The organism is Pseudomonas sp. Fl4BN1 (genome assembly GCF_009908285.1).
Lineage (GTDB): Bacteria > Pseudomonadota > Gammaproteobacteria > Pseudomonadales > Pseudomonadaceae > Aquipseudomonas.
On the sequence record NZ_JAAARM010000002.1, the window covers coordinates 193,226 to 215,742 of the forward strand.

Annotated in this window: 19 protein-coding genes; 7 read left to right on the forward strand and 12 right to left on the reverse strand. The window is 61.7% G+C overall.

All coding sequences use genetic code 11. The features are described 5' to 3' along the window. Positions 1 to 437: 437 nt before the first annotated feature. Positions 438 to 1,736, reverse strand: coding sequence for an amino-acid N-acetyltransferase (gene argA / locus GV818_RS03115; protein WP_161775786.1), 1,299 nt, complete (start codon positions 1,734 to 1,736; stop codon positions 438 to 440). A 136-nt stretch (positions 1,737 to 1,872) separates the two neighbouring features. Continuing rightward, positions 1,873 to 3,030: an acetylornithine deacetylase gene (argE, locus tag GV818_RS03120; RefSeq protein ID WP_161775787.1), complete on the reverse strand. Its 1,158-nt coding sequence runs from the start codon at positions 3,028 to 3,030 to the stop codon at positions 1,873 to 1,875. A 159-nt stretch (positions 3,031 to 3,189) separates the two neighbouring features. Between argE and GV818_RS03125 the strand changes: the two genes are divergently transcribed. Further along, positions 3,190 to 4,557, forward strand: a complete 1,368-nt coding sequence (locus tag GV818_RS03125) for an inorganic triphosphatase (RefSeq protein WP_161753045.1) — start codon at positions 3,190 to 3,192, stop codon at positions 4,555 to 4,557. A gap of 63 nt (positions 4,558 to 4,620) precedes the next feature. Here GV818_RS03125 and GV818_RS03130 read toward each other — a convergent pair whose 3' ends face one another. Next, positions 4,621 to 5,091: an Lrp/AsnC family transcriptional regulator gene (locus GV818_RS03130; RefSeq protein WP_161753043.1), complete on the reverse strand. Its 471-nt coding sequence runs from the start codon at positions 5,089 to 5,091 to the stop codon at positions 4,621 to 4,623. Between the two features lie 124 nt (positions 5,092 to 5,215). On the opposite strand from GV818_RS03130, the gene GV818_RS03135 reads away from it, so the two are divergent. The 5 genes from GV818_RS03135 (at position 5,216) to GV818_RS03155 (ending at position 9,359) form a co-directional block, all read left to right on the forward strand. After that, on the forward strand, positions 5,216 to 5,545 hold the full coding sequence (locus GV818_RS03135) for a hypothetical protein (protein ID WP_161775788.1): 330 nt from the start codon (positions 5,216 to 5,218) through the stop codon (positions 5,543 to 5,545). A 111-nt stretch (positions 5,546 to 5,656) separates the two neighbouring features. Further along, positions 5,657 to 7,435 (forward strand): GspE/PulE family protein, encoded by a 1,779-nt coding sequence (locus GV818_RS03140; protein WP_161775789.1) that lies wholly within the window; start codon positions 5,657 to 5,659, stop codon positions 7,433 to 7,435. Positions 7,436 to 7,588: 153 nt separating this feature from the next. Continuing rightward, positions 7,589 to 8,509 carry an SPFH domain-containing protein gene (locus tag GV818_RS03145; protein WP_161753037.1) on the forward strand — a complete coding sequence of 307 codons (921 nt, stop codon included), beginning with the start codon at positions 7,589 to 7,591 and terminating at the stop codon, positions 8,507 to 8,509. A 10-nt stretch (positions 8,510 to 8,519) separates the two neighbouring features. Then, entirely contained in the window at positions 8,520 to 8,969 is a 450-nt protein-coding gene (locus GV818_RS03150) for an NfeD family protein (protein WP_161753035.1), read from the forward strand. Positions 8,970 to 9,041: 72 nt separating this feature from the next. Next, entirely contained in the window at positions 9,042 to 9,359 is a 318-nt protein-coding gene (locus GV818_RS03155) for a DUF2388 domain-containing protein (protein WP_161753033.1), read from the forward strand. Between the two features lie 84 nt (positions 9,360 to 9,443). On the opposite strand, the gene gcvP is transcribed toward GV818_RS03155, so the two are convergent. After that, on the reverse strand, positions 9,444 to 12,317 hold the full coding sequence (gene gcvP / locus GV818_RS03160; protein WP_161775790.1) for an aminomethyl-transferring glycine dehydrogenase: 2,874 nt from the start codon (positions 12,315 to 12,317) through the stop codon (positions 9,444 to 9,446). 191 nt (positions 12,318 to 12,508) lie between these two features. Between gcvP and GV818_RS03165 the strand changes: the two genes are divergently transcribed. After that, positions 12,509 to 13,648 carry a DegT/DnrJ/EryC1/StrS family aminotransferase gene (locus GV818_RS03165; protein WP_161753029.1) on the forward strand — a complete coding sequence of 380 codons (1,140 nt, stop codon included), beginning with the start codon at positions 12,509 to 12,511 and terminating at the stop codon, positions 13,646 to 13,648. Positions 13,649 to 13,719: 71 nt separating this feature from the next. On the opposite strand, the gene gcvH is transcribed toward GV818_RS03165, so the two are convergent. From gcvH to pepP, 8 genes are all read right to left on the reverse strand, one after another. Then, positions 13,720 to 14,103: a glycine cleavage system protein GcvH gene (gene gcvH / locus GV818_RS03170; protein ID WP_161753027.1), complete on the reverse strand. Its 384-nt coding sequence runs from the start codon at positions 14,101 to 14,103 to the stop codon at positions 13,720 to 13,722. Positions 14,104 to 14,154: 51 nt separating this feature from the next. Further along, entirely contained in the window at positions 14,155 to 15,237 is a 1,083-nt protein-coding gene (gcvT, locus tag GV818_RS03175; protein ID WP_161753025.1) for a glycine cleavage system aminomethyltransferase GcvT, read from the reverse strand. Between the two features lie 154 nt (positions 15,238 to 15,391). Next, on the reverse strand, positions 15,392 to 17,008 hold the full coding sequence (locus tag GV818_RS03180; RefSeq protein WP_161775791.1) for an ABC transporter permease: 1,617 nt from the start codon (positions 17,006 to 17,008) through the stop codon (positions 15,392 to 15,394). 123 nt (positions 17,009 to 17,131) lie between these two features. Beyond that, complete coding sequence (locus GV818_RS03185; protein ID WP_161753021.1) at positions 17,132 to 18,133, reverse strand: extracellular solute-binding protein; 1,002 nt, start codon at positions 18,131 to 18,133, stop codon at positions 17,132 to 17,134. 146 nt (positions 18,134 to 18,279) lie between these two features. Beyond that, positions 18,280 to 19,497, reverse strand: coding sequence for a 2-octaprenyl-3-methyl-6-methoxy-1,4-benzoquinol hydroxylase (locus tag GV818_RS03190; protein ID WP_178124708.1), 1,218 nt, complete (start codon positions 19,495 to 19,497; stop codon positions 18,280 to 18,282). 9 nt (positions 19,498 to 19,506) lie between these two features. Beyond that, the gene (locus GV818_RS03195; protein WP_161753017.1) at positions 19,507 to 19,992 is read right to left on the reverse strand and encodes a DUF4442 domain-containing protein; all 486 of its coding nucleotides are present in this window, start codon (positions 19,990 to 19,992) and stop codon (positions 19,507 to 19,509) included. Beyond that, a complete protein-coding gene (gene ubiH / locus GV818_RS03200; RefSeq protein WP_161753015.1) occupies positions 19,985 to 21,172 on the reverse strand; it encodes a 2-octaprenyl-6-methoxyphenyl hydroxylase in 1,188 nt (395 codons plus the stop codon). Before ubiH ends, GV818_RS03195 begins: the two co-directional genes overlap by 8 nt. Then, a complete protein-coding gene (gene pepP / locus GV818_RS03205) occupies positions 21,169 to 22,503 on the reverse strand; it encodes a Xaa-Pro aminopeptidase (RefSeq protein ID WP_161753013.1) in 1,335 nt (444 codons plus the stop codon). The genes ubiH and pepP overlap by 4 nt, the downstream gene beginning before the upstream one ends. Positions 22,504 to 22,517 lie beyond the last annotated feature (14 nt).

The window sequence follows — 22,517 nt, forward strand, 5'->3', positions numbered from 1 at the left end:
AGATGCGCGATTAGCGCCAGACCGTGACTGATAAGTCAATCGTAACGACCTGTGTCTACGACCATGGTCTAATCGCAATGATTTGGTCCTTGCAGGGTAATGAATTACTCATAAACCCAAAAAGAATTGTTTAATTCTTTTTCATGCCTTTCAGGAATAAAGCCCACAACTCATACGCCGAACATCCCAGCGTAGACGCCTGCAAGCTTATTGCTAAAAAGAATTTCCCCGATCCATGCCCCCAAGACCCCAGGCGTTTCAGGCTCAAAACGTCACACAGGATCAAAAAAGCGACGCAATCATGGCTAAGAGCCTATCCTCCCGTCAATTTGTTACAGTTTTTGTATCGAAATGAAATTTTTCTGACATGTGCAACCAGCCACTGCGATCCGATCAGTTGATCGGATCGCAGTGGCTGGTTGCACAGAAAAACAGGCTCAGAGGGTTTTTTCGAAAATCTTCGAGTTGCGCTGGTAGTTGTACAGCGAGGCACGGGCCGATGGCAGGCGCTCGACGCTGCTGGGCACAAAGCCCCGCTCACGGAACCAGTGGGCAGTACGAGTGGTGAGGACGAACAAAGTCTTCAAACCTTGGGCACGGGCGCGGGTTTCGATCCTTTCCAGCAGTTCGTCACCGCGTTTGCCATGCCGGTACTCAGGGTTCACCGCCAGGCATGCCAGCTCGCCGGCATCGGAGTCGGCAATCTGGTACAAGGCCGCACAGGCGATGATCATGCCCTCGCGCTCGACCACGCTGAATTGTTCGATCTCGCGCTCCAGTACCTCGCGGGAACGCCGTACCAGGATGCCCTGCTCTTCCAGCGGGCTGATCAGATCCAGCAATCCGCCAACATCTTCAATCGCCGCCTCGCGCACGCGCTCGAATTGCTCCTGGGCCACCAGGGTGCCGCCGCCATCACGGGTAAAGAGCTCAGTCAGCAAGGCACCGTCTTCGGCATAACTGACGATATGGCTGCGACCCACCCCACCTCGGCAGGCCTCGGCGGCAGCATCCAGCAGTTCGGCCTGATAGTTGCCACCCAGGCGCTGCAAGTGCGCCGGAACCTGTTGCGGACGCAGTTCGCGTACCAGCTTGCCATTTTCGTCCAGCAGACCCAGGTCCGCCCCGAACAGCAGCAGTTTGTCGGCCCCCAGATCGATGGCCGCGCGGGTGGCCACGTCTTCACAAGCCAGGTTGAAAATCTCGCCAGTAGGCGAATAGCCCAGTGGCGACAGCAGCACGATGGAACGCTCATCCAGCAGGCGGTTGATGCCTTTGCGGTCGACCCGACGCACTTCGCCGGTGTGATGGTAATCAACACCTTCCAGTACCCCGATCGGACGGGCGGTCACCAGATTGCCGCTGGCAACCCGCAACCGCGAACCCTGCATCGGCGACGAGGCCATGTCCATGGACAGGCGCGCTTCAATGGCAATCCGCAACTGGCCCACGGCGTCGATCACGCACTCCAGGGTCGCCGCGTCAGTGATCCGCAGGCCGTGATGGTAGTGAGGAGTCAGGCCACGCGCCGCCAGACGGGCTTCGATCTGCGGACGAGAACCGTGCACCAGTACCAGACGCACCCCCAGGCTGTGGAGCAGCACCAGGTCGTGAACGATATTGCCGAAGTTGGGATGGTCAACACCGTCGCCAGGGAGCATGACCACGAAGGTGCAGTCGCGGTGGGCGTTGATATAGGGAGACGCGTGGCGAAGCCAATTGACGTATTCGGGCATGAACCTGAGCCTGTAAATAAAAAGCAGCCTATGAAAGGACGAAACGGGAAACGCACAGCGGGCTGATGGTTATCGTCGGAACAGGCTTGGCAACACGCTTACTCTCCTCATGGGTACGGACAAAGGCACCGGCAATTTACTGAAATTGGGTCGGTGTCAGGCAGTAATGTTCAATCAATTCCCGTAGTAGATGCACGGTAGGCTGCAAGCGTGACATTTCGAGGTACTCCCCGGGCTGGTGAGCACAGGCGATGTCACCCGGGCCGAGCACCAGCGTCTCGCAGCCAAGGCGCTGAAGATAAGGCGCTTCGGTGCCAAACGCTACTGCTTCGGCGCGATGTCCTGTGAGTCTTTCCGCGACCCGTACTAGCTCGGCGTCCTCCGGCTGCTCGAAAGGCGGCACGGCTGGGAACAGTGGTGCGTAGTCGATCTGCACCTCATGACGCTCGGCAATCGGCCGCAGCTTCTGCCGGATCGCCTCGCGCAGGACTTGCGGATCCATGCCTGGCAGAGGCCGCAGGTCGAACTCCAGGGAGCACTGGCCGCAGATACGGTTGGGATTGTCGCCGCCATGGATGCAGCCGAAATTCATGGTCGGTTGCGGCACGCTGAACTGCGGATTGCGAAATTCGCGTTGCCACAGCAAACGCAGCCCGCGCAATTCGCCAATCGCGTCGTGCATCGCCTCCAGAGCGCTGCGGCCCAGGGTCGGGTCCGAGGAGTGGCCGCTACGCCCGAGGATGTCGATGCGTTCCATCATCACCCCCTTGTGCAGGCGAATCGGCTTGAGGCCCGTGGGTTCGCCGATCACCGCCGCGCGCCCCAGGGGCCGCCCGGCTTCCGCCAGGGCTCGCGCCCCGGCCATGGAGCTCTCTTCATCACAAGTGGCCAGGACCAGCAGCGGTTGCTTGAACGGTTGGTCCAGCAAAGGCCGCACCGCTTCGATGATCAAGGCGAAAAAGCCCTTCATGTCGCAACTGCCAAGGCCGACCCAGCGACCATCGACCTCAGTCAACTTCAACGGATCGGTCTGCCACAGCGCAGCGTCGTAGGGCACTGTGTCGCTGTGCCCCGCCAGCACCAGGCCGCCAGGGCCACTGCCGAAGCTGGCCAGCAGGTTGAATTTGCCCGGGCTGACCTGCTGGATATCGCAGGAAAAACCGAGGTCGCCGAGCCAGCCGGCCAACAAGTCGATGACCGGGCGATTGGACTGGTCCAGCGCAGGTTGGGTGCAGCTCACCGACGGCGCGGCGATCAGTGCGGCAAACTGATCCTTCATGGACGGCAATGGCATGGGCTGGCTCCGGAAATCCCAAGATGAAGATCATCATAGGGTCTGTTGCCCTGCAGAAGAAACCGTCGCGGCACCTCCAGGCGCCTTGTCCTGTACACTGCACGGCCTTGGCAGCCAACTCTTTCCCCGGCTGCGCTCCCGATCCTGGATTTTCCGGCCATGCAAAAAGAAACCGAAATCAAACTCCGCGTCAGCCGCGAAACTCTCGCCGCCCTGCGCGAGCACCCGCTCCTGAAAAAACGCAACAAAAGTGGCTGGGAGCGCCGTGAACTGATGAATCAGTACTTCGACACCCCAGAACGCGACCTGGCCCGGGCCAAAGTTGCCCTGCGCCTGCGCCGCGACGGTGACGCGGTGATTCAGACCCTCAAGACCAGCGGCCAGAGTGTTGCCGGCCTGTCCGAGCGCAACGAATACGACTGGCAGCTGGCCAAAGCCAAGCTCGACCTGAAAAAGCTCGACGGTGAGTGCTGGCCAGAGGCCCTGGCCGAGCTGGATAAAAAGACCCTCAAGCCGCTGTTCACCACGGACTTTGTCCGCGAGCGCGCGGAAATCGCCTGGGGCCGTGGCAAGGCCAAGGTGGTGATCGAGGCTGCCCTGGACCTGGGCCAGGTAATCGCCGGCAAGCACAAGGAAGAAATCTGCGAGCTGGAACTGGAACTGCGCGAAGGTGAACCTGCCGCTCTGCTGGAGCTGGCAGCGGAGCTGGCCCTCACCCTGCCGCTGATGCCCTGCGACATCAGCAAGGCCGAGCGCGGTTATCGCCTGTTCGATGCCGGCAGCTACTCCCTGAGCCTGCCCGCTGTGCAGTTGAGTGCCGAAACACCCCTGGACGATGCCTTCGCCGCACTGGCCTGGCACCTGCTGGGCAGCAGCCAGCGCCTGGCCGAGCAGTATCGCTTCAACGGCCACTGGCGCTTGCTCCAGGACTGGGTCGATAGCCTTGCCGAACTGCGGGCCCTGGCCAGCAGCCTGGGTCAAGCCGCACCGCGCCAATCCACTGCTGAGCTGCGCAGTGCCCTGGACGCCCTGCTGGAAGACTGGCGCCCACTGGTACAGGCCGGCCTCGACGATGAAGACGTGCGCAAGGCCGCGCCGGAGCAATTCATTGAAGAACTGCAGGACGTACGCTGGGGCCTGTTCTCCCTGAACACTTCGCGTTGGCTGCTGGCCCGCGCCTGGACTGTCGAGCGCAACACCCGTGGCCACCGCCAGGGCGCCGCGCAACTGGGCAGCTGGCTGCCACGCTTGTTGGCCGAGGAAGCCACAGCCCTGCAACTGCCACGCTACCAGCAACAACCGGAAGACCTGGCCGAGCAACTGCCGCGTATCGAACGCATCCAGGCCTGGCTGCACCATGCCCGTGCCGTGCTGGAGATTGCTGAACTGGACCGCCTCTACGGTGAGCTGAACAAACTGACGCAGTTGGCCAACGAGCCCATCACCGACGAAGTCCTCGATGCTCGTAAGCAGCAAGCCATTGCAGTGTTCCAGAACCGTGCCTGGAAAACTCTGCTGCGCATGTGATTGCAGCTCCGGTCTTGAAGGATATGACTAGTGGCAAGGGAGCAAGCTTCCTTGCCACACTCCTCAGCGCAATACCGGCAGGCTGGTGGTGGACTTGATCTCCGACAGGGCAACGATCGAGTTCACCTCCTGAATCCCCGGCACCATCGACAGTTTTTCGAAGAAGAACCGCTCATAAGCTTCGATATCCGCAGTCACGATGCGCAACAGAAAGTCCACCGCCCCCATCAGCACATAGCATTCCAGCACCTCCGGAAAACCGCGAATCGCCTCGGTGAACTCGGTGAAGTTGGAACGTCCGTGGGCGTTGAGCTTGATCTCGGCGAAGATCTGCGTGTTAAGGCCGATTTTCTTGCGATCAAGCAAGGTCACCTGGCCGCGAATCACCCCCTCTTCCTTCAAACGTTGAATCCGCCGCCAGCACGGTGACTGGGACAGCCCTACCTGTTCGGCGACTTGCGCACTGGACAGCGAGGCATCCTCCTGAAGCAACGCGAGGATCCGGCGGTCATAGGCATCCAGCTCGCTATGCATAATTAATCCTTAAATTTATAAAATATTGAATCAAACAATTCATTTTTTAGTAAATAGGCTCAATTTTAGATAAGAAATACCCGGAACCCCATGTAAAAATTTCTCCACTGAACTGGAGACCGCCATGCCCCCTCTCGAATCTGCCACCAGCCAATCACCCCGCGCCGATGTCTGGAGCCTCAACAATGCCCACTGCCGTGTGCACTACCAGGTGGTGGCCGAGGCCGAGGCTGACGTGCTGTGCCGGATACTCAACCATTTCGCCCTGCAGTTCCTGGTGCCGCAGCGAGTCTCGGTGCTGCAACAACAGGCCACGCTGCATATCGAGGTGGAACTTGACGGCTTGAGCTGGCACCGGGCACGGGTGATCGGGGACAAATTGCGCAACCTGATCAGCGTATGTTCGGTCGAGCTGGAACTGGCCGAACCATCGCACCTGCAAGCCGCAGGCTGAGGCCGGAAAAACCCTGCAACCCTTGGCCGGCGGACCCTCACTCCCGCGGGACTATTCTTGGCAGTTTGCGGCCAGAGAGCATCGTCTCTACCACCGCCCCAAGGAGTTCCCATGACCGCAGCGCATACCCTTCAGGACCGCTGGCTGGACCTCAATGAGCTGCTGCGTGAACTGCTGGTACAGGGCCGTATCAGCCAGGACGCCGCCGAACAAGCCATGAGAGCCCGGCGACATGGGACCCGCAATCCACTGCATCCCCTGGAGGTGATCGCCAGTCAGCAGCTGTCGGACCTGCATCATCCGGGCAGGCACCTGGACCTGGACAGTCTCACCTCCTGGCTGGCCGAACAGGCCGGCCAACCCTACCTGCGCATCGATCCCTTGCGCATCGACGTGGCCAGCACCACCCCCTTGATGTCCTACGCCTTTGCCCAGCGGCACAAGATTCTCGCCGTGGCGGTGGCCGCCCAGAGCGTCACGGTGGCCAGCGCGCAGCCTTATGTCAGAGCCTGGGAAGCCGATCTGGCCCATGCCCTGAAGCGCACGATCCAGCGCGTGGTAGCCAACCCGGCGGATATCCAGCGCCTGACCCTGGAGTTCTATCGCCTGGCCAAGTCGGTGAGGGGCGCCACCAACGAGCAGAAAACCAGTAACCAGGGCAACTTCGAACAATTGCTCAAGCTGGGGGCCAACGACCAGGAGCCGGATGCCGATGACGCCCACATCGTCAACATCGTCGACTGGCTGTTCCAGTACGCCTTCCAGCAACGGGCCAGCGATATCCATATCGAGCCCCGCCGCGAACACGGCTCCCTGCGCTTTCGCATCGACGGCGTGCTGCACACTGTCTATCAGTTCCCTCCCCAGGTGACGCTGGCCATCGTCAGCCGCCTCAAGAGCCTGGGGCGGATGAACGTCGCAGAAAAGCGCAAGCCTCAGGACGGCCGGGTCAAGACTCGTGCACCCGAAGGCAGCGAGATCGAACTGCGGCTCTCAACCCTGCCCACGGCCTTCGGCGAAAAGATGGTGATGCGCATCTTCGATCCCCAGGTACTGCTCAAGGACTTCGACCAGTTGGGCTTCTGCACCAACGACCTGAGTCGCTGGCAAGCCATGACCGCAAAGGCCCACGGCATGATCCTGGTGACCGGCCCTACCGGTTCGGGCAAGACCAGCACCCTCTACTCCACCCTGAGGAAGCTCGCGACCCCCGAGGTCAATCTGTGCACCATCGAGGACCCGATCGAAATGATCGAGCCGGCGTTCAACCAGATGCAGGTCCAACACAACATCGACCTGAGTTTTTCCAGCGGCGTGCGCGCGCTGATGCGCCAAGACCCGGACATCATCATGATCGGCGAGATCCGAGACCTGGAAACCGCCGAGATGGCGATCCAGGCAGCACTGACCGGGCATCTGGTGCTGTCTACCCTGCACACCAACGACGCCCCGGGAGCGATCAGTCGCCTGCTGGAACTGGGAGTCCCCCATTACCTGATCAAGGCCACTCTGATCGGGGTCATGGCCCAGCGCCTGGTACGAATCCTATGCCCATACTGCAAGGCACCCTGCAAGATCGCCGAAGATGACTGGCAGAACCTGACCCAACCATTGCAAGTCCCGGCCCCGGCTCTCTGCCAACAGGCAGTCGGCTGTGCAGAGTGCCGAGGCACCGGTTATCACGGGCGCACCGGCGTCTACGAAATCATGCCGATGAATGCCGCCCTCAAGGCGCTGGTCCAGCGCGATCTGGACCTCGACAGCCTGCGCCGCCAGGCGCTTGCGGACGGCATGGACAGTCTGCGTCTGGCCGGAGCCCAAAAAGTTGCTCAAGGCACGACCAGCCTGGAAGAGGTATTGCGCGTGACGCCCCACGGCGAACAGGCCTAGCCGGAGCATGTCGGCAGACGAATCGGCCCTGCAGCTGGTTTTTATGTCACCTGATGATGCAAATCGCGGGTTAATCCTGCAGCGGGCTGCCCTGCCCCGCTAAACTCAAGCCATTGGCCATTTCGCCAAATCCAACCTGAACAGGGAAATGTCATGCAGATCGGCAGCGTGCTTCTACTCTTCGTCGGCCTCGCAGTGGCCATTGTATTCATGGGTTTCAAGGTCGTGCCCCAGGGCTATCAATGGACCGTGGAACGCTTCGGGCGCTACACCAACACCCTCAAGCCGGGGCTGAACATCATCATTCCGGTGATGGACCGCATCGGCCGCAAGATCAACGTCATGGAAAGCGTGCTGGACATTCCTCCCCAGGAAGTCATCACCGCCGACAACGCCACGGTGCAGATCGACGCGGTGTGTTTCTTCCAGGTAGTCAATACCGCCCAGGCCGCCTACGAGGTCAACAACCTCGAACACGCCATCCGCAACCTGTTGCAGACCAATATCCGTACCGTGCTCGGCTCCATGGAGCTGGATGCAATGCTCAGTCAACGTGACGGGATCAACGAGAAACTCCTGCGAACCGTCGATGAAGCCACTGCGCCCTGGGGGATCAAGATCACCCGGATCGAGATCAAGGACATCAGCCCGCCTGCAGACTTGATGGCGGCCATGTCCGGGCAGATGAAGGCCGAGCGGGTCAAGCGCGCGCAGATCCTCGAAGCCGAAGGCCTGCGTGCCGCGGCCATTCTCACCGCCGAAGGCAAGAAGCAGGCACAGATTCTGGAGGCCGAAGGCGAGCGCCAGGCGGCATTCCTCGAATCCGAAGCCCGGGAGCGTCAGGCAGAAGCCGAGGCCCGGGCGACCCAGGTGGTATCCGAAGCGATCGCCACCGGCAACGTCCAGGCGATCAATTACTTCGTCGCGCAAAAATACATCGATGCCCTAGGCAAGCTGGCATCGGCCAATAACAGCAAAGTGATCCTGATGCCGCTGGAGGCCAGCCAGGTCATCGGTGCCGTCGGCGGAATCGGCGAGATCGTCAAAGCCACGTTCGACAGCAAGAAAGCCTGAGGCACGGTTCATGTTGGCATTTCTCCAAGCACTATCGTTCTGGGACTGGTTGGCCCTGGGCACCGTACTGTTGATTTTCGAGGTGTTCGGCGCCGGGGGATACCTGCTGTGGATCGGCCTGGCCGCCGCCGCGGTGGGAGTCCTGACCTTCCTGATTCCCGGCCTGTCGTGGGAGATGCAGTTCTTGCTGTTCGGCCTGCTGTCGGTGCTGACAGCGCTGTATTGGTGGCGCCGCCAGCGCAGCGTGGTCCGCCCCAGCGACCAGCCGAACCTGAACCTGCGGGGTCAGGAATTGATCGGCAAGACCTTCGTGGTGCACCAGGCGATCGTCAACGGCCGTGGCCGGATCAAGGTCGCCGACGGCGTGTGGATCGCCAAGGGCGACGACGCGCCCGTAGGTGCCAAGGTCCGGGTGGTGGCCCAGGAAGGTACGGTCCTGCTAGTCGAAAACCTTGACTGAGGGGGTCACGGAACTCCGACGGGTTATCTAGAATCAAACTGTGCAGATAACCCCCAGTTGGAGTCCCCCATCATGCGTCTGAAAATAGCTGTCGTCACACTTGCCCTGCTTTCCCTCCCCGTTGGTTCGGCAATGGCCGACACCTTCTGGCGTAACGTCATTTCCTCCGGTGCCACCACCGGTTCCACCTACCTGACCTTCAAGGACCACAAACTGATCGTCGCTGCCCAGGACGATGCCGGCAGCTTTGTTGCCAGTGATGGCAACATTCGCGGCCCATACCTGGAAGCTGCGATGCAGAAGGTCCGTGCTGAGAATCCCGGCCTCAAGGCCACCGACATGGAACTGGCCAACGCAATCCTGGCCAAGAACGCGTTGGCTGAGCAATAACACCGGGAATGAAAGCCAGAATGCCGCTCGAATGAGCGGCATTTTTTTTGCTGAAAACCTGGCGAGAAACCACTGGGACGAGGCTTAGCGATAAGCCTCCAGCGGCACACAGGCACAGAACAGGTTGCGGTCGCCATAGACGTTGTCCACGCGATTCACCGTTGGCCAATACTTATGCGCCCGAGTGTGAGCCGTGGGCAACACCGCCTGCTCGATACTGTAAGGCCGCTCCCAGACACCGGTGATGTCCGCCAGGGTATGGGGGGCGCCCTTGAGCGGATTGTCGTGGTCTGGCCAGTGGCCTTCCTGTACCTGGGCGATTTCGGCACGAATGCTCAGCATGGCCTCGATAAACCGGTCGAGCTCGGCCTTGGACTCACTTTCCGTGGGCTCCACCATCAACGTGCCCGGCACCGGAAACGACATGGTCGGAGCGTGGAAGCCGTAATCCATCAGACGCTTGGCCACATCTTCCTCAGTGATGCCGGTCAGGACCTTGAGCGGGCGCAGATCGAGAATGCATTCGTGAGCCACCCGGCCATTACGCCCGCTGTAAAGCACTGGAAATGCGCCACCCAACTGCTCGGCCAGATAATTGGCGGCGAGAATCGCCACCTCGCTGGCATCCGCCAACTGCGGCCCCATCAGGGCGATGTACATCCAACTGATGGGCAGGATGCTTGCGCTGCCCCAGGGGGCGGCGCTGACCGCGCCATTCTCCGGCAGCGGTCCGTCGATCGGCACCACCGGGTGATTGGCGACAAAAGGCGCCAGGTGCGCACGTACCCCGATAGGTCCCATACCCGGTCCACCGCCGCCATGGGGAATACAGAAAGTCTTGTGCAGATTCATGTGCGAGACGTCGGCGCCAATGTCCGCGGGCCGAGCCAGGCCCACCTGGGCATTGAGATTGGCGCCGTCCATGTAGACCTGGCCGCCATGGCTGTGGATAACTTCACAGATCTGGCTGATACCCTCTTCATAGACGCCATGGGTCGATGGATAGGTCGCCATCAGGCAAGACAGGCGGCTGCCAGCAGCCTGGGCCTTGGCTTTCAGATCTTCCAGATCGACGTTGCCGGCCTCGTCGCACTCGACAATCACCACCTGCATCCCGGCCATCTGCGCCGACGCCGGGTTGGTGCCATGGGCCGAGGCCGGTATCAGGCAGATATGCCGATCCCCCTGATGGCGACTCTCGTGGTATCGACGAATGGCCAACAGCCCGGCGTACTCGCCCTGGGCACCGGAGTTGGGTTGCATGCAGATGGCCTCGAAACCGGTAATGGCGCACAGCCAGCGCTCCAACTCCTCGATCATCAACCCATAACCGACAGCCTGCTCCCGGGGGGCGAAGGGATGCAGATTGGCGAACTCCGGCCAGGTAATGGGGATCATTTCGCTGCTGGCGTTGAGCTTCATGGTGCAGGAGCCCAGGGGGATCATCGACTGGTTGAGCGCCAGGTCCTTGTTCTCCAACTGCTTGAGGTAGCGCAGCATCTCGGTTTCGCTGTGATGGGCGCTGAACACCGGATGGGTCAGGTAGCGGCTGCGGCGCAGCAGCTCGTCAGGAAGGCCTGACTGCAGTTCCTCGGCGTCCAGTCCGGTGACATCCAGCCCGTGGTCAGCGCCCAGGAACACATCCAGCAACCGGGCCACGGTGGTTTCATCACAGGTCTCATCAAGGCTCAGTCCCAACCGACCACGGCCAACAATCCGCAGGTTGATCTGCAGTGCCTTGGCGCTTTCGATGATCGCGGTCTGGCTGCCGCCCACCTCCAGGGTCAAGGTGTCGAAAAAGTGCCGATTGAGTCGCACGATGCCATGGCGCTCAAGACCTGCCGCCAGGATGCAGGTCAGCCGGTGCACCCGCTGGGCAATGCGCTTGAGCCCTTGGGGACCGTGGTAGACCGCATAGAAGCTGGCGATATTGGCCAGCAGCACCTGGGCAGTGCATATGTTGGAGTTGGCCTTCTCGCGACGAATATGTTGCTCGCGGGTTTGCAAGGCCATGCGCAAGGCCACCTGGCCCCGAGTATCCCTGGACACGCCAATGATGCGCCCGGGCATCGCCCGCTTGTACTCGTCGCGACAAGCAAAAAACGCAGCATGAGGGCCGCCATAACCCATCGGCACGCCAAAACGCTGGGAAGAACCCAAGACCACATCGGCCCCCAGTTCGCCCGGTGGAGTCAACAGCAGCAGGCTGAGCAAGTCGGCAGCAACACAGGCCAGGGCCTGCTGGGCGTGCAGCTGGTCGATCAGCGGCCGCAGGTCACGGATCTCGCCTTGGGTATCCGGGTACTGCAACAGAGCACCGAACACCTGATGCGCGGACAGGTTTTCCACAGCGTCGACGATCAGCTCGAAACCGAAACCTTCGGCACGGGTGCGGACCACGGAAATAGTCTGGGGATGGCAGTGCTGGTCGACAAAGAACAGATTGCTCTTGGACTTGGCCACGCGCTTGGCCAGGGCCATGGCTTCGGCAGCTGCGGTGGCTTCGTCCAGCAGCGAGGCATTGGCCAGGTCGAGGCCGGTGAGATCGATGGTCATCTGCTGGAAGTTCAGCAAGGCCTCGAGCCGGCCCTGGGCAATCTCGGGTTGATAAGGTGTATAGGCGGTGTACCAGCCGGGGTTCTCCAGCACATTGCGCAGAATCACCGTCGGCGTCAGGGTGCCGTGGTAGCCCATGCCGATCAGGCTGGTAAACAGCTGATTTTGTGCGGCATAACCCCTGAGCTTTGCCAGGGCGGCAGATTCATCGAGGGCCGGTGGCAGGTCCAGGGCACGATTGAGGCGAATTCCCGGCGGCACCGTCTGCTCGATCAACTCGACCCGGCTGCCCAGCCCAAGGCTGGCGAGCATGGCCTGCTGCTCCTCGGCATCGGGCCCCAGGTGCCGGTTGAGAAATGCGTTGGGCTCGCGTAACTGGCTCAGGGATGGCGACTGGGACATGACAGGCTCTCTCCGATAAACGGCGCTCAGCGTCGATGCAACAGGGTGCAAAGCAGCATAGCAGTCGATTTCACCCATCGACGTGCTGGCGTCCCGAGGCAATCGGTACCATCATGCAGGGCGTCCGCGCGCCAGCCCTGGCGCGCCTCAACCCATGCTCTTATCGTCCGCTTATCGGGTGTCCCATCGTCATGAGCCAACTGCCTTTCCTGCCGTTCTCCAAACCCACCATCGATGAAGCCACCATCGCCGCTGTCGGCGACGTGCTGCGTTCGGGATGGATCACCAGCGGTCCCAAGGTCCAGGCCTTCGAAGCACAACTCTCGGAGTTCTTTGGCGGGCGTCCGGTACGCACGTTCAACTCCGGCACTTGCACCATGGAAATCGCCTTGCGGATCGCCGGCATAGGTCCTGGAGATGAAGTCATCACCACCCCCATTTCCTGGGTCGCAACCGCCAACGTGATTCTCGAAGTGGGCGCCACACCGGTGTTCGCCGACATCGACCCGGTCACCCGCAACATCGACCTGGCCCAGATCGAAGCGGCCATCACGCCACGTACCAAAGCCATTATCCCGGTGTACCTGGCTGGCTTGCCGGTGGACATGGACCATTTGTACGCCCTGGCCAAAAAGCACAACCTGCGGGTCGTGGAAGATGCGGCCCAGGCCCTGGGCTCCAGCTGGAATGGCCAGCGCATTGGCGCCGGCGGCGACCTGGTGTCGTTCAGCTTCCAGGCCAACAAGAACGTCACCTCGTCCGAGGGCGGCTGCCTGGTCCTGAATACGCCGGAGGAAGTACGCCTGGCCGAGAAATATCGCCTGCAAGGGGTTACCCGTAGCGGTTTCGACGGCCTGGACGTGGATGTGCTGGGGGGCAAGTTCAACATGACCGATGTCGCCGCGGCCATCGGCCTGGGACAATTTGCCCATATCGAGAAGATCACCGCCCACCGACGTGAGCTGGCCCAGCATTACTTCGAGTGTTTTGGCAGCGATTTCGAAGCCCGCTACGGCGCCCAGCTACCGCCAGCGGACTTCACCAACAGCAACTGGCACCTGTTCCAGCTGGTGTTGCCGGAGCGCAAGGATGGCAAACCGGCTCGCGCGACCTTCATGGAGCAGATGCAAGAGCGGGGGATCGGCATTGGCTATCACTATCCGCCCATTCACTTGCTGAGCCTGTACCGCGAACGCGGCTTCAAGGAGGGCATGTTCCCAGTGGCAGAACGGGTCGGTCGACTGATCGTCTCGTTGCCGATGTTCAGCGCCATGAACAAAGCCGATGTGGAACGTGCAGTGGCCGCAGTGAAAGAAGCGTTGCAGTACTAACGGGTAGCACGCTTAACGCGTTCGCGAGCAAGCTTGCTTGGAAGGAAAGCAGGCTTGCTCGCGGAACCGGGTTACTCGCCGATGGCGGCCTGGTAACCGGCAGCGTCCAGCAACTTGTCCAGATCGGCCAGATTGCTCGGCTTGAGCTTGAAGATCCAGGCGCCGTACGGGTCGCTGTTGAGCAGCTCGGGACTGGCGCTCAACTCTTCGTTGACCGCGATCACTTCACCAGCCACCGGGGCATAGATGTCGGAAGCGGCTTTCACCGACTCAACCACACCGGCCTGATCCCCTGCACCAAATACAGTGCCGACTTCGGTCAGCTCGACGAACACCACATCGCCCAGGGCTTCCTGGGCGTGGTCGCTAATACCCACGGTCACACTGCCGTCGGCCTCCAGACGGGCCCATTCGTGACTTTCGGCAAAACGCAGGTGGGCAGGGATATCGCTCATGTTCTGTGTCCTCAAGAAGAAATGTCAGCGGCCAATGCCGGCTGCAAAAAGTTAGATCAAGGTTTTGCCATGGCGCACGAAGGTCGGCTTGACCACCCGAACCGGGTACCACTTGCCACGGATTTCCACTTCAGCACGGTCGGCGGTGGCCATCGGCACCCGCGCCAGTGCGATCGATTTACTCAGCGTAGGGGAGAAACTACCACTGGTGATCTCACCTTCGCCAACATCCGCGATGCGAACCACCTGATGAGCGCGCAGAACCCCGCGTTCTTCCAGAACCAAACCCACCAGTTTCTGCTTCACGCCGGATGCTCGTTCAGCCTCCAGCGCCATACGACCAATGAATTTGCGTGATGCCGGCTCCCAGGCAATGCTCCAGGCCATGTTCGCCGCCAGCGGCGACACATCCTGGTGAATGTCCTGGCCGTAGAGGTTCATCCCGGCTTCCAGGCGCAAGGTATCCCGCGCACCCAGGCCAATCGGTGAAATCCCCGCCCCGACCAGGTCGTTGAAGAATGCCGGCGCCTGTTCGGCAGGCAAGACAATCTCCAGACCGTCCTCGCCGGTGTAACCGGTACGGGCAATAAACCAGTCGCCGTCGGCGCGGCCTTCGAAAGGCTTGAGTTGCTGGATCAGTATTCCCCGAGACTGGGTGACCAGCTCGGCAATCCGGTTTCGCGCCTGAGGCCCCTGGATTGCCAGCATGGCCAGCTCCTGGCGCTCGTGCAGTTGCACCTGGAAGTCCCCCAGTTGCAGCTGCATCCAGGCCAGGTCCTGCTCCCGGGTAGCGGCGTTGACCACCAGGCGATAAGCGTCTTCGAGACGGTAGACGATCATGTCGTCGACAATGCCGCCACGCTCATTGAGCATGGTGCTGTACAAAGCCTGGCCGGGGCTTTTCAGGCGTTCGACGTCATTGGCCAGCAACTGCTGGAGCCAGGCCTTGGCCTGGACGCCGCTGACATCGATCACGGTCATGTGGGATACATCGAACACACCGCAATCACGTCGCACCTGATGGTGCTCCTCGACCTGCGAGCCGTAATGCAAGGGCATATCCCAACCGCCAAAATCGACCATTTTCGCGCCGAGGGCGAGATGCAGGTCATACAGAGGCGTACGCTGTCCCATGGGTTTCTCCTTCCGGGCGTGGCGAGGGTGCGGACTGGCGCTGCAAGGGTGGAAGCCTTGAAATAGATGGCTTTCAGCCGATTTCAGCGTCCCGGCCAAACAACAGGCCGCACCGAATGCCGCGCATTGTAGCTGCAAGGTGGAAGGCTGGCACCTAACCGATTCGATGGGCCGAGCGACGGATCAGGCCAATCACCGGCAACAGGCCCACCAACACCAAAGTCAACGCTGGCAGCGAAGCCCGCGCCCACTCCCCTTCACTGGTCATTTCAAAGATCCGCACCGCCAGCGTGTCCCAGCCGAACGGGCGCATCAGCAAGGTGGCGGGCATTTCCTTGAGCACATCGACGAACACCAGCAGGGCCGCGCTCAAGGTCCCGGGCAGCAACAGCGGCAGATACACTTTGAAAAACAGTCGCGGACCACCAACCCCCAGGCTGCGCGCAGCTTCGGGCAGCGATGGGCGAATCCGCTCCAGACTGTTTTCCAGCGGCCCGTAAGCCACGGCAATGAAACGCACCAGATAAGCCAGCAACAACGCACTGAGGCTACCCAGCAACAGCGGCTTGCCGGCCCCGCCCAGCCAGCTGGAAAGCGGAATCACCAGCTCGCGATCCAGATAACTGAAGGCCAGCATGATCGACACCGCGAGCACCGAGCCAGGCAAGGCATAACCCAGGTTGGCCAGGCTGACCCCGGCGCGGATGCCCCGGGTCGGCGCCAGGCGCCGAGCGAATGCCAGCAGCAACGCCACACTGACGGTAATCAACGCTGCCATGCCCCCCAGATACAAGGTATGGATAATCAGCCCGGCATAACGCTCATCCAGGTCGAAGCGCCCGCGCTGCCAGAACCACGCCAGCAATTGCAGCAGCGGGATCACGAATGCACAGGCGAACACCAGCAGGCACCAGCCAGTGGCCGCCACCGCCTTGATTCCCCGCAGGTGATACAAGGCCTTGCCCCGGGGCCGCTCGTTGCCGGTGCGGCTGGCTCCCCGGGCTCGCCGCTCGCCGTACAGCACCAACATCACCACCAGCAGCAACAGACTGGCCAACTGCGCGGCACTGGAGAGGCTGAAGAAGCCATACCAGGTCTTGTAGATGGCTGTGGTGAAGGTGTCGAAATTGAACACCGACACGGCGCCGAAATCCGCCAGGGTCTCCATCAGCGCCAAAGCCACACCGGCGCCAATGGCCGGCCGCGCCATGGGCAATGCCACGCGCCAGAACGCCTGCCAGGGGGATTGCCCAAGGACTCGTGCGGCCTCCATCAAGCCCTTGCCCTGGGCCAGGAAAGCGTTGCGCGCCAACAGATAGACATAGGGATAGAACACCAGCACCAGCACCAGGATCACCCCACCGGTGGAGCGTACCCTGGGCAGGCGCAAGCCGCTGCCGAACCAATCCCGCAGCAAACTCTGCACCGGCCCGGAAAAATCCAGCAAGCCGACAAAGACAAAGGCCAGCACGTAGGCCGGAATCGCGAACGGCAACATCAGCGCCCAATCCAGCCAGCGTCGTCCGGGGAACTCGCAGAGACTGGTGAGCCACGCCAGGCTCACGCCCAACAGCGTGACGCCCACGCCCACGCCGAGCACCAGGATCAGGGTGTTGCTCAACAGACGCGGCATCTGCGTGTCCCACAAGTGGGACCAGATCTGTGTATCGATCGCCTGCCAGGACAACAGCAACACGCTCAGCGGCAACAGGACCAGGGCCGCTACGGCAAAGACCAGGGGATACCAGCGACGTTGGGCGGGATGGGCCACAAAAAACTCTCGGGCAGATGGCAGTTACAGGGAGTGCGCGGCACGGTCATCGCGGGCAAGCCCGCTGCTGCCGGCCGTTAAAGAAAACGCCCCGCAGAAGCGGGGCGCAGTATAACGGCAGGCTCAATTCCAGCCAGCGCGATCCATCAAGCGGATGGCTTCGGCCTGGCGCTTGCCGGCAATCTCGACCGGCAGGGTGTCGGCCACGAACTTGCCCCAACTGGCCACTTCCGCAGAAGGCTCTACGGCCGGGTTGGCCGGGAATTCCTGGTTGACGTCGGCAAAGATCTTCTGCGCTTCAGGCGTGGTCATCCACTCCACCAGCGCCTTGGCCGCTTCCGGATGCGGTGCATGCTTGGTCAGGCCAATGCCCGACAGGTTGACGTGCACCCCGCGATCAGCCTGGTTCGGCCAGAACAGCTTCACCGCCAGGTTCGGCTTTTGCTTGTGCAGGCGGCCGTAGTAGTAGGTGTTGACGATGCCGACGTCGCATTGCCCGGCGTTGATCGCCTCCAGCACTGCGATGTCGTCGGAAAATACATCGGTGGACAGGTTGTTGACCCAGCCCTTGATGATCTCTTCGGTCTTCTCGGCACCGTGGGTTTCGATCAGGGTCGCGGTCAGCGACTGGTTGTAGACCTTCTTCGCGGTACGCAGGCACAGGCGGCCTTCCCACTGCTTGCCCGCCAGGGCTTCGTAGCTGGTCAACTCGGAAGGTTTGACCCGGTCGGTGGAGTAGGCCAGGGTCCGTGCCCGCAGGCTAAGACCGGTCCAGGCGTGATTGGAGGAGCGGTATTGCAGGGGAATGTTGCTGTCGATGACCTTGGAGGTGAACGGCTGCAGGATGCCCATCTGCTCAGCCTGCCAGAGGTTTCCCGCATCCACGGTGAGCAGCAGGTCGGCGGTGGCGTTCTCGCCTTCGGCCTTGATCCGCTGCATCAGCGGCGCTTCCTTGTCGGTGATGAACTTGATCTTCACCCCAGTCTTTTGGGTGTAGGCATCGAACACCGGCTTGATCAGCTCATCGATACGCGAGGAGTAGACCACGACTTCATCAGCGGCATAGGCGGTGCCACCGATGAGTGTGAGTGCCAGGGCGGTCAGTAGACGCTTCGGTGCCAACATGGGAGCGGTCTCTCGAATTCAAAATGAGGCGAAATGATAAGGACTCACATTTAGCTTCTCAACCGAACCCGGCGTTGAGGAGTTACGAGATGTTGCGCAGAAGAGGCCACCCGGAAGCAGTGGCCCCTTCGTCGGCAAGCCAGCGCCTACGCCTTGGCCAACTCCGGCAGATCGCCACTGAGCCCCAGTGCCTGACGTACGAACAAGGCTTTGGCCTCGGGCATCTGATCGACCATCTTCAAACCGGTATTGCGCAGCCAGCGCAGTGGCAGCGGATCGGCCTGGAACAGCCGTTCAAAACCCTCCATGGCCGCCATCAGCGCCAAGTTATGCGGCATGCGCCGGCGCTCGAAACGGCTCAGCACCTTGACCTCGGCCAGGCGTTCGCCACGGCTGAGTGCCTGCAACAGCACTTCCGCCAGCACTGCAGCGTCGAGGAAGCCCAGATTGACCCCCTGCCCCGCCAGCGGGTGAATGGTATGGGCGGCGTCACCAATCAGTGCCAAGCCTTCTGCCACATAGCGCTTGGCATGCCGCTGGCGCAGCGGCACGCAGAGCCGTGGATCGGCGCCGAGCACACTGCCCAGGCGGCCTTCGAAGGCGCGCTCCAGTTCAGCACAGAAGCTTGCGTCGTCCAGGGCCATCAGGCGCTCGGACTCAGCAGGCGTGGTGGACCAGACGATCGAGCACCAATCGTGCTGTCCATCTCGTACCAACGGCAGAAAAGCCAGTGGCCCGGTATCAGTGAAACGCTGCCAGGCCGTCAGTTGGTGAGGCTGGCTACAGCGCACGCTGGTAACGATGGCATGGTGCAGATAATCCCACTCGCGGGTGGCGCATCCGGTGAGACGACGCACCGCCGAGTTGGCACCGTCGGCGGCGATCACCAGCGGCGCGCGCAATACCCGACCGTCCGCCAGGGTCAGCAGCCAGTCATCGCCGGAGCGACGCATCTGCTCCAATCGCGCATTGGCCAACAGGCCGATATCGCATTCGTGCAGACGCTCAAGCAGGGCATCCTGGACCACGCGGTTCTCGACAATGTGCCCGAGTACCTCGGCATGCACGCTGGACGCCGAGAAGTGAATCTGCCCGGTGCCACTGCCATCCCAGACCTGCATGTCGCAATAGGGACTGCTGCGTCGGCTAGCGACGCCATCCCAGACACCGAGGCGCTGCAGAATCCGCTGGCTGGCCGCCGACAAGGCGCTGACCCGCGGTTCGAAAGGCGATTCGGCGTCGAAAGGCTTGACACTCAAAGGGCCGCCATCGAGCAACAGCACTTCCAGGCCGCTGCCCTGCAACGCCAGCGCCAAGGCACTGCCGACCATTCCGGCTCCGACAATCAGCACATCTGCGCGCATTTCCATGCTTTAAGCCTGTCTCGCTTGCGGCTTGAGCCGCACGTAAAGGGTTTTATCGACCCGCGCCACCAAGGTGCCGGAGCCGTCGTGAATCTCCACCTGCAACTGCGGCAGGTACTTCTCGCCGCTGGCGGTCTGCCGGCGGATCTCATCCAGCAGCGCCTGATCGATGCTGAACCGGGCAAACACCGGGCCCTTGCCCGGTGCAATGAAGTCGATGGCCGCGGCCTTGTCCCAGACGATGTAGTCGCGACCGAGGCTTTCCATCAACATCAGCATGAAAAACGGGTCCACCATCGAATACAGGCTGCCGCCGAACTGGGTCCCGACATAGTTGCGGTTGTACCAGCCCAAGCCCATGGACACCTGGACTTCGCGGAAGTCCGCGCTGATGTACCGCACCCGCACACCGGCTCCCAGATAGGGTGGATACAGGCTCAGCAACCAGCGCAGCAGGCGTGCCTTGCCGACGCGCCGGGTCAACCAGTCACGCATCCGGGCGGGTACCCAGGCCCATGGCCTGACGTGCAAACCAGCGTTTGGCCGGGGGCAGCAGATCCAGTCCAAGCAATCCCAAATTGCGCCCCACGGACAACAGCGGTAGCTTGCTGCCGAACAGCCGCGTGACCTGATCGGAGAAGCCCACTGTCAGGTTCTGGTCCTGGCGTTGGCGCTCGCGATAGGCCTGCAGGACCGCAAAATCACCCGGAGGCTGCTCACTGGCCAACAAGGCATCCGCCAACGCCTGGGCATCACGCAGCGACAGGTTGAAACCCTGGCCGGCAATCGGGTGCAGGCTGTGGGCGGCGTTGCCCAGGACCACCAGATGCGGGCGTACCTGCTCTTCGGCTTCCACCAGGGACAGCGGATACAGGTGCCGGGCGCCCACTTGTTTCAGGGTCCCCAGGCGATAGCCGAACACACCCTGCAATTCGCTGAGGAAACTGCGCTCATCCAGGTCGGCCAGGCGCTGCGCATCCATGCCCTGGCGGGTCCAGATCAGTGCGCAGCGATTTTCCGGCAACGGCAGCAGGGCCATCGGCCCATCATCGGTGAAGCGCTCGAAGGCCATACCGTTGTGGGCTTCGCTGGGGGTGATGTTGGCAATCAGCGCGCTCTGGTTGTAGGGACGGTTCTTGACCCCGATCCCCAGTTTTTCGCGCAAGCCGGAGCGGCCGCCGTCGGCGAGCACTGCCAGGTCGCACTCCAGAGTGGTTTCGTCATTGAGGGTCAGGCGATAGCCGCCTTCCAGCGGCTCCAGGCGGGTGACTTCAGCCGGGCAGCGCCAACTGATCACATCCTTGTCCAGGCCTTGCCACAGGCATTGGCCAAGCCAGGCGTTCTCCACCACATAACCCAGGGCTGGAACCCCCTCTTCCATGGCCGACAGGCGCGCAGTGGAAAACCGCCCGCGATCAGACACATGGATCTGCTTGATGGGCTCGGCGCGACGGGAGATTTCCTGCCACAACCCCAGGCGCTGGTAGATCTGCCGGGCACCGAAGGACAGGGCCGAAGAGCGCGAGTCGTAGCTGGGCTGGAAACTGTCGCCGGGGGCAAACGGCTCGATCAGCACGATCTTCCAGCCACGGGCCTTGGCGCCGGCCTGCAGGGCCAAGGCCAAGCTGGCGCCTACCAGGCCGCCACCAATGATTGCCAGATTGACCCGGCTCATAGCGCCTGGGTCCGGGCAGTGAGCATCAGTGCCTCGATCTCGGCGATCCGTTTCGGCACGCCGTCCGTCAGAATTTCACAGCCCTGCTTGGTCACTACCACGTCGTCCTCGATGCGCACGCCAATGCCGCGCCACTTCTTCGCTACTTGCTGGTTGCCCGGGGAGATATAGATGCCCGGCTCCACAGTCAGCGCCATGCCGACCTCCAACACCCGCCACTCGCCGCCGACCTTGTATTCGCCGACGTCGTGCACATCCATGCCTAGCCAGTGTCCAGCACGGTGCATGTAGAACACCTTGTAGGCCTCGCTGGCAATCAGCTCATCGACATCGCCTTCCAGCAGGCCCAGGTCCACCAGGCCGGAGGTAATCACCCGTACCGTCGCCTCATGGGCCTGGTTCCAGTGCTTGTTCGGGGCGATCTCGGCAAAGGCGGCTTCCTGAGAAGCCAACACCAGTTCGTAGATCGCCTTCTGCTCGGGAGAGAACTTGCCATTGACCGGCCAGGTTCGGGTGATATCGCTGGCATAGCAGTCGATTTCACAACCGGCGTCGATCAGCACCAGGTCACCGTCCTTGAGCACGGCGTCATTCTGCTGATAGTGCAGGATGCAGCTGTTGCGCCCAGCCGCGACGATGGAGCCATAAGCCGGCATCTTCGCCCCGCCCTTGCGAAACTCGTAGTCCAGCTCGGCTTCCAGGCTGAACTCATGCAAACCGGCACGGCTGGCCTGCATCGCACGGATATGGGCCTGGGCGGAAATTCGCGCCGCTTCGCGCATCACCTTCACTTCTGCCGCCGATTTATACAGGCGCATGTCATGCAGCAGATGATCCAGGGCAACGAATTCGTTCGGTGGCTGGGCGCCGAGGTGCGCTTTAGAGCGGATCACGTTGATCCAGTCCATCAGGTGGCGGTCGAATTCCGGGTTGCTGCCCATGGCCGAATAGACCCGGTCACGCCCCTCGATCAGGCCAGGGAGAATGTCGTCGATATCGGTGATGGGGAACGCATCGTCCGCAGCATAGTCGCGGATCGCGCCTTCCTGTCCGGCCCGCAGGCCGTCCCAAAGCTCACGCTCGGCATTGCGCTCGCGACAGAACAGCACGTACTCGCCATGCTCGCGCCCGGGCATCAGCACGATCACCGCCTGGGGCTCGGGGAAACCGCTGAGGTACTGGAAGTCGCTGTCCTGGCGGTAGACGTGTTCCACATCGCGGTTGCGAATGGCCACGGCCGCCGCCGGCAGGATCGCGATACTGTTGGGCTCCATCTGCGCCATGAGTGCCTTGCGGCGACGGCTGTATTCCGCTTTCGGGATATGAATCATGGGCAGATGCAGTT